The sequence below is a fragment of the Neisseria sp. HMSC70E02 genome, from assembly GCF_001838645.1.
GTDB classification, from domain to species: domain Bacteria; phylum Pseudomonadota; class Gammaproteobacteria; order Burkholderiales; family Neisseriaceae; genus Neisseria; species Neisseria macacae.
On record NZ_KV838125.1, the window covers coordinates 97,508 to 105,498 of the forward strand.

Annotated in this window: 6 protein-coding genes; 2 read left to right on the forward strand and 4 right to left on the reverse strand. The window is 49.6% G+C overall.

All coding sequences use genetic code 11. The annotated features are described in order from the left end of the window. Positions 1–120: 120 nt before the first annotated feature. Both HMPREF3277_RS11850 and HMPREF3277_RS11855 read left to right on the forward strand, forming a co-directional pair. On the forward strand, positions 121–651 hold the full coding sequence (locus HMPREF3277_RS11850; protein WP_070871230.1) for a hypothetical protein: 531 nt from the start codon (positions 121–123) through the stop codon (positions 649–651). Further along, entirely contained in the window at positions 651–1,865 is a 1,215-nt protein-coding gene (locus HMPREF3277_RS11855; protein ID WP_070871231.1) for a beta-ketoacyl-ACP synthase, read from the forward strand. Before HMPREF3277_RS11850 ends, HMPREF3277_RS11855 begins: the two co-directional genes overlap by 1 nt. 279 nt (positions 1,866–2,144) lie before the next feature. Here HMPREF3277_RS11855 and HMPREF3277_RS11860 read toward each other — a convergent pair whose 3' ends face one another. The 4 genes from HMPREF3277_RS11860 to HMPREF3277_RS11875 all read right to left on the reverse strand — a co-directional run. Then, positions 2,145–2,513, reverse strand: a complete 369-nt coding sequence (locus tag HMPREF3277_RS11860; RefSeq protein WP_070871232.1) for a hypothetical protein — start codon at positions 2,511–2,513, stop codon at positions 2,145–2,147. A gap of 105 nt (positions 2,514–2,618) precedes the next feature. Next, the gene (locus HMPREF3277_RS11865; RefSeq protein WP_070871233.1) at positions 2,619–4,235 is read right to left on the reverse strand and encodes an NAD(P)-binding protein; all 1,617 of its coding nucleotides are present in this window, start codon (positions 4,233–4,235) and stop codon (positions 2,619–2,621) included. Between the two features lie 84 nt (positions 4,236–4,319). Further along, a complete protein-coding gene (locus tag HMPREF3277_RS11870) occupies positions 4,320–6,116 on the reverse strand; it encodes a hypothetical protein (protein ID WP_070871234.1) in 1,797 nt (598 codons plus the stop codon). A gap of 97 nt (positions 6,117–6,213) precedes the next feature. Continuing rightward, the coding region (locus tag HMPREF3277_RS11875) for a hypothetical protein (RefSeq protein ID WP_070871235.1) at positions 6,214–7,991 on the reverse strand (1,778 nt) is incomplete at its 5' end.

The window sequence follows — 7,991 nt, forward strand, 5'->3', positions numbered from 1 at the left end:
CCGTACTGGTTTAAAGTTAATCCACTATACATTTTCAGACGACCCCTGAAAAGGTCGTCTGAAATACTGTCCGACATCGGTTACAATACTTCCTTCCCCCCGCACCGACAAAGGAACCCCATGCGATTTCCAAGCCTAGCCCTTGCCGCGCTGACCCTCAGTGCCTGCGCCCTTTCCCCCTCGCTGCCCCATCCGCAAACCCTGCCCACGCTTGAGCAATCAGGTTTGTGGTTCAAGCTTGAGCAGACCGACGCTTCGGGCAATGCCACCCAAACCAGCCTGCTGGCGGTCGAGCAGTTGCCGGAGGGCATCCGCTTCGTGCAGACCGACGCGCTGGGTGCGCCCGTATCGCGCCAGTTTGTCAGCACGAAAGGCTGGAAAAACGACGGCTTCATCATGCCCAATTCCGCTTCGCGCCGCCTGTTTGCCGCGCTGCTGCCGCTGCTTGCCGCCGACCGCGCCGCCGAGCTTTATCCCGAAGTGGAGCAAAAAACATCCGAACACAACACATTCTGCCCTGACGGCAACGGCGCGGTATTCCGTTATAAAGAACAAGATTTATGGTGCGTCGCGCAAGATAACGGACGTTTCGTGATTGCCTTCCCCGACAAAACCCGTTGGACCGTCAGCCCGATCAAAGAAGAAGAATAATGAAATCCCCTGTTTATCTCAGCCGCCCCGCCGTAACCAGCGCGCTCGGCAGTGGCCTGCAAACCCATATCGACGCGCTGCTGGCGCCGTCTGAAACTTCGCCTCTGACGTTTTCCGACCAATGGGTCAAAGGCAAAAACTTCGCATTCGGCGCGGTAAGCGAAACGCTGCGACCGCTGCCCGACAACCTGCCCGCCGCATACCGCAGCCGCAACAACCAACTGCTGTGGCACGCGCTGGGGCAGATTGAAAACGACATCCATGCCGCCGTCCGCCGTTACGGCGCGGCGCGGACCGCCGTCATCATGGGTACGTCCACCAGCGGCGCAGATGAAAATATGCCCTTGTTCCAACACGTTGCCGACGGCGGCAGCTGGACGGACAAACCGTTCAACCAGCTTCAACACGAAATGGCATCGCCTTCGGAATTTGTTGCACACGTTTACGGCATTCACGGCCTGTGCTACGCCGTTTCCACCGCCTGCACATCGGGCGCGCGCGCCTTAATCAGCGCGGCGCGGCTGTTGCGTGCGGGTTTGTGCGACGCGGTTATTTGCGGCGGCGTCGATACCCTGTCGCCATTGACCATCAACGGTTTCGCTTCGCTGGAAGTGCTTTCAGACGACCTCGCCAACCCGTTTTCCGCCAACCGCAACGGTATCAATATTGGCGAAGCCGCCGCCGCATTCGTCATGACCCGCGATGCCGATTTCGGTGGCACGATGCAATTGTTGGGCTACGGCGCGAGCAGCGACGCTTATCATATGTCCTCGCCCCGCCCCGACGGTTTGGGTGCGGCGCAGTCTTTTCAGGCGGCGCTGAACAATGCCGGGTTGCAGCCGCAGGACATCGGCTGGATTAATCTGCACGGTACCGGCACGAAACACAACGACAGCATGGAAAGCCGCGCCGTCGCCGACGTATTCGGCAGCCAAACCTTCTGTACTTCGACCAAGCCGCAAACCGGACACACACTCGGCGCCGCCGGCGCCATAGAAGCCGCATTCGCCTGGGGCATCGCCGACCGCGGCTGCAACCCGCAGGGCAAACTGCCGCCGCAACAGTGGGACAGCATCCCCGACCCCGAACTGCCCACCATCGCCCTGACCGACGGCAACAGTGTATGGCCGTCTGAAAAACGCATCGCCACCAGCTCGTCTTTCGCCTTCGGCGGCAGCAACGCGGTATTGATTATCGGAGAATCAGCCGAATAAACCGCTTCCGGCTTTGCCTCAACGATATAGTGGATTAACTAAATCAGGACAAGGCGACGAAACCGCAGACAGTACAGATAGTACGGCACCGATTCACTTGGTGCTTCAGCACCTTAGAGAATCGTTTTCTTTGAGCTAAGGCGAGGTAACGCCGTACTGGTTTAAAGTTAATCCACTATAAAAAGGTCGTCTGAAAACAGTTTTGGGTAACTGTTTTCAGACGACCTTTCCCTTACTGCGGCCAAAACCGCTCAAGCATGGTTCGGCTTGACGTTTATCCTAATTGGCTGCGTTGACGCACAAAGAATCAATCTTGCCCGCGCGTGGGAAGCGGATGGTGTAGCGTCCTTTTTGGTTGATTTCGGCAAAGCTGAAGCGGTCTTCAGGCGTATCGCCGTCCGCGCCCACTTCCAAAGCAACGCGTTTGCCTTTCGGGTCTTTCACGACCACATTAGGGCTGACGGGCGCGAATGAAAGTATTAAGCCATTGTCTTCCATCACTTTAAAGCTGTACACCTCGCCGCGTTTGACCTTCATAGGTTGGTCGATGCAGCCCGTTTCATTCAAGGGCAAATTTTTTTCCGCATAAGCAAAGGCGGTGCTGCCCAAACCCAAAGCAAGCATTAGGAAAAAACTCAGAGATTTCATACGGTTTCCTTTGAGATTTAAATATTCAAACGAAGCGGGATTATAGCACCGATTATTTGGCATCCGTGCTAGGCGAGACGAAAAATAATCCAACTAACATAAAACTCAACCATCCCTCCGTTCCAACACCTTCCTCGCCGCCTCTACGCCCCAATACAAGGCTTCTTCGAATACCGAATAGCCGCTCAAATCGCTGTGGGCAAACAGCAATCCTGACGCTCGGTTTCTGATTTTTAACAAAGATTCGTCGTTCAGATAACCGGCTTTCGGTACGCTCATGCCGTGTCCGCGCACTGTAACATCGACGTGTGAAACGTGTTGCCAGAAGCCTTCTCCGTAGGCGGCGATCAAGTCTTTGGCGGCCAAGTCGCGCAGTTCTTCGTCGGAGGCTTCGAGCAGTTGGCGGCGGACGGCTTGCGGAGTGTCGTGGTTGAGCGCGGCGTAAGCGGTGAAGATGGTGCGCTCAGGGCGTGCGACGCGGATGAGCTGGTTGGTGGCGACGACGTAGCCGAGCCCCTGGCTGCCGTAGATGACGTTATCCCACGCCGTTTCGCTGTTGTTTTTTTCTTTCGGGAAGCTGTGCAGCTCGAAATTGGCGACCAACCACGGGGCGTATTCGGGGATGTTCAAACCGTATTGCGCGGGATTTTCGATGATGCGGGCGGCGACCATCAGCGGCATGGCGGAAATAACGTGTTGCGCGGTCAGGGCGACGGTTTCGCCGCTTGAATTGTCGCGCAGCCAAACTTCGATACGGTCGTCTGAAAGCGGTTTGATTTTGACGGCGGATGCGTTGGCGGAAGCGGGTTTGTCTAGGCGGATGCGGTTTTCAGACGACCATTGCCAACCTTCCTGCAAACTGGCATGGCGGCGCAGGCTTTCGGAAAGGTGCGCCAAACCTTCGGGCCAAGTGAGGACGGTTTCCGTGCTGTTGCGGGCGGCGAAGTAATGCAGTCCGGCAAAGGCGGATACTTGCGCCATGCCCTGTCCGTAATCGTCGCGGCAGCAGTAATCGAGATACCACAAGAGTTCGGGCGAGGTGTAGCCTTCTTGCGTAAGCCATTGTTTAAACGTCAGGCTATCGAGTTTGCGCCACGTTTCGTCTGCCGATGACAGGGCTATCGGAATAGCAAAAATCTTTTTGCCGTCGCTGCCGTACGCCTGTTTCAGACGACCGATTAAATCAAAAAAACGTTTGGAATCCGTATCTTCTTTCGGCAACAAGTGTTCCTGCCATTTATCCTGATACAAAAGGCGCGACTCGGGCGCGTAAACCAAATCGGTTTCCCTGAAGCTGCCGTCCGATTGCAAGATACCAAAATCCGCCAGCATCTCGCGCACATACGCGCTCTCTTTCGACGGCAACGCAAGATAATGCGCGCCGCTCGGCGCTTGCAGGCCGTCTGAAGCGGCGTAGGCGGCATTGTTGCCATTGCGCTCGAACCCTTCCGCCAACAATACATCGCGATGACCGTGTTTCGCCAAATACCACAACGCCCCCAACCCCGCCGCGCCGCCGCCGAGTATCAGCGTATTGCATTCGTAACGGCGGCTCGGCGGGCTGAGCAATTTCCCGTCGCGCAACAAATGCCCCAACGGCAGCCCGACGCGGTTGACGGAAACCGGCGGTTTGCGGTTGAGGCGTTGGTAAGTCAGCCAAGAGAAAGAGGAAGTGGCGGCAAGCGCGGCGGTGTAACTGAGAAATTGACGGCGTGTCGGCATGGGGTTGAATGTCGGTTTAGGGTTCTGACAGGTCATCTGAAACATCAAGACGGTTTCAGACGACCTTTTGATGAAATGTTTCCATCAATTTTGTTTGACTGAAGATGCTTGTTGGAAACGTTTTTTATTAAGCAGGGTATCAATGAAAAAATCAATTCGTTTCCCATCAAAAAATACAGCCCCTCGGATGTTTTTACATACCGGATCCCGTGAAACATACGAAAATCCATTATCCTCTTCTGAAACGTCTGATTCTTGAATGATGCCACTGATATTTTTGAGACATTGTCTATATACCGCTTCTCGTTTGGCATCGTCTTTCATCCACTCGCTGTACTGTTTTTCCTCTTTCTCCTGCAATACTAACCTGTAAAGTATCCCAATTCTTGGAAACTCTTCTTCATATTTGGCTTTTGAAATCGAGAGCTCTTCTACAGTCTGATCCTGAAATTTTTTAAAGAGCACACGGATATGTATCTGGCACGATACGCCTTTTACCCAGTTTATTGATGCCTTACCATTACTACAATGCTCTGCTTCTTCCGCAATCAATTCATCGATACTTTTTTTCTGCAACTCATCCTCTAGAGACTTGGTTTTGTCAGCAAGTACCTGTCCCAATGCGATGTCAATTAATACCGGCTCCCTCTCTTCCGTACCCAATGCATCAGTTACCATGCGCGAATGGTCTTCTTCCATGATACTTTCGAAGTCTTGCCAAGGTATTTGGGCATATTTCTGCGCCAAAATTTCTTTGATTTTTGCAACTTCAGGTGATTTTTCCAGCCGCTCCCATTCTGGCCGTTCCCCCTCTTTCTTTTTCAAATTTTGTTTGATCCGTTTTATCAGAATTTCTCTGTCAACAGCCTTGCTTAAATTTATAGGCAGCTCCAACTGCTCCATGACTTGATTCGTAATGGCGCATTCTGGATAAAACCTATAATAGTAGGAAGAGTCTTCGTATTCGTATTCGGATTCGTCAACTTGGGTTACTGCCACTTTATCCTTAAGTTGTTTAAAGCATCTTCTGTATTCAGCCTCAAGTTTGCTGTGGTCCGACATTAATGTCTTCTCAATGTTCTTCCAATCTGCCTCTGTGGCGGCACGGTAGGCGGCTGTCAAGATGGGCGTGGGAATGTGCTTGCCATCGCTATATCCTGATTCTGTCTGAACGAGTTCAGATAATGTTTTTTCTGAGAATTTCTCCTTTAAAACATGATAATAAGCTTTACACAAAGGAATATGATCCCAAGCCTCCTTCTGACAGCTTTGCGGGATTTCTTTAGTCAGTGTTTCGATATTTTTTGTTTTCAATTCATTCAAAAACGGCTCCGCCTTATCTGCAAAGATGCGGTCTATGGCTTCTCTTTTAGCCTGTTCTTCCAGCGAACTGTCGGCATTTATGGAGTGAACGGATTCTTGATGTAAAGCCGTTGAATAGAATGTTTTCCAATCTTCATCGGCATATTTCTTTTCCCATTCGGTTTTGAATTGCATGGCTTGCTTTTCAATTTTCTGATTAAGCGCTTCTTTTTCCGCATTTTCTTTCTGCCATTCATGGAACGGTTCGGCGGAGTCAACAGCCGTCCATGCGGCGAAACAGGGTAATAATTCGGTGTTGTCAGGGTTCAACATCAAAAGATCGTCGGGATACGCCGCAATCATTTGTCGTCCATCGACGTTTTCCATATCAACACCCGCCTTCTTGAACACATCGTCTTTCAAACATTGTTCTTTTTTAGTTTTGGCTTCGTCGAGATGCTGGAAATAATACACGCGGTCTTTGACGGGCGACGTGATGGGTGCTGAATTTGGCTGACTGATACACGCGCCTAAAGAGAGGGCAGATAAAGCGAGGATGGCGGAAGTGCGTAAGCGCATTGTTAGTTCCTTAGTCAGGATATTTTTAAAATTTAAAAATGGGGTCGTCTGAAAACCTAGAAACGGTTTCAGACGACCTTTTGATGAAATGTTTCTATCAATTTTGTTTGACTGCGGATGCTTGTTGGAAACGTTTTTTATAAAGCAAGGTGTCGATTAAGTCTCTGAAACGTAATGATTCAACCGAGACATCAGAGCTAAACGCCAGGCATCCGGGCACCTGTCTCACATACAAAGATCCATCATCCATTTCTGAAACATTTGATTTCTCGATGACTCCACTGATCTTTTTGAGACATTCCCTATATGCCACTTCTCGCTCGGCATCATCTTTGTTCAGCTCAAAGTATTGTTTTGTCTGTTTTTCATTCAATACCAAATAGTAGGCTGTCTGAGCCAATGAATGCCCTCCTTCATATTTATCTTTTAAAGTAAAAAGTTCTTCCAAAGTCTGATTCTGAAATTTTTTTGAAAGGGCATGGAAAGGTACGTCACACCGAACATCTTCTCGCCAATCTATTGCTTCTTCGCCGCGACAGCTGGCGGGCATTTCGGCAATCAGTTTATCGATGCTCTTTTTCGCCAATTCATCCACGAGAGGCTGGATTTTGTCAGTAAACATCTGTTCCAACACCATAGACATTATCTTTTTCTGCTTCTGCTCCTCTTCCGTTCCCGAGAAAATGTTTACCATACTCGGATAGTCTTTTTCTACGGCACTTCTGAAATTTTGCCAAGGTGTTTGGGCGTATTTCTGTGCCCAAATTGTTTTGGTTTGTGCAAATTCGGGCGATTTTTCCAACTGCTCCTGTTCTTTTTGGCTGTCTTCCCCCTCTTTCCAGCGTTGTTTGAATTGCTTCATCCAAACTTCTCTGTTAACAGCCTCACTTAAATCGGCAGGCAGATTCAACTGTTCCATGACTTGATTCGTAATGACGCATTCGGGATAAGATTCAAAATACTCGGATGGAGTGTCTCCTCTATAGTAAGTAATCTGTATTGTCTTAATTTTATCCCTGATTTTTTTAACACATTGCGTGTATTCGGCATCGAGCTTACGGTAATCCGACATTAAAACCGCAGACATTTTTTCCGAACTAACCTCCAATGCAGAACGGTAGGCCATTGACAAAATGGAAGCAGATAAATGCCCGTCGTCATTATATTGTTTTTCCATGTCTGACAATTCAGATACTGTTTTTTCCGAAAGTTTCTCTTTTAAAGCATGGTAATAGGCTTTGCATGAAGGGATAAGGTTCCAAGCTCCCTCTCGACAGCTTTGCGGGATTTCTTGGGTCAGTGTTTCGATGTTTTTTGTTTTCAGTTCATTCAAAAACGGCTTTGCCTTATCAAAAAAGATACGGTCTATGGCTTCTCTTTTGGCAAGCTCTTCCAATCGGTTTTGTCTATTCTGTGAGTCAACGGATTCTTGACGCAAAGCCTCGGGGTAGAATGTATTCCAATCTTCATTGGCGTATTTCTTTTCCCACTCTGCCTTGAACCGGATGACCTGCTTTTCAAATTTTTGTTTCAGCGCTTCTTTTTCCGTATTTTCCTCTCTCCATCTACTCATTGGCTCTACAGCATTATTTGCCGTCCATGCGGCGAAACAGGGTAATAATTCGGCGTTTTCAGGATTCAGCATCATAATATCGTCGGGAAACTCAGCTATCATTTGTCGATCACCGACACTTTCCATATTAACGCCCGCTTTTTTAAACACGTCGTCTTTCAAACATTGTTCGTTTTTAGTTTTGGCTTCGTTAAGATGCTCGAAGTAATAGATATAGTCTTTGACGAGAGGATTGATGGGCTCAGGAGATTGGGAACCGGTAGATGCCGAATTTGGCTGACTGATACACGCGCCTAAAGAGA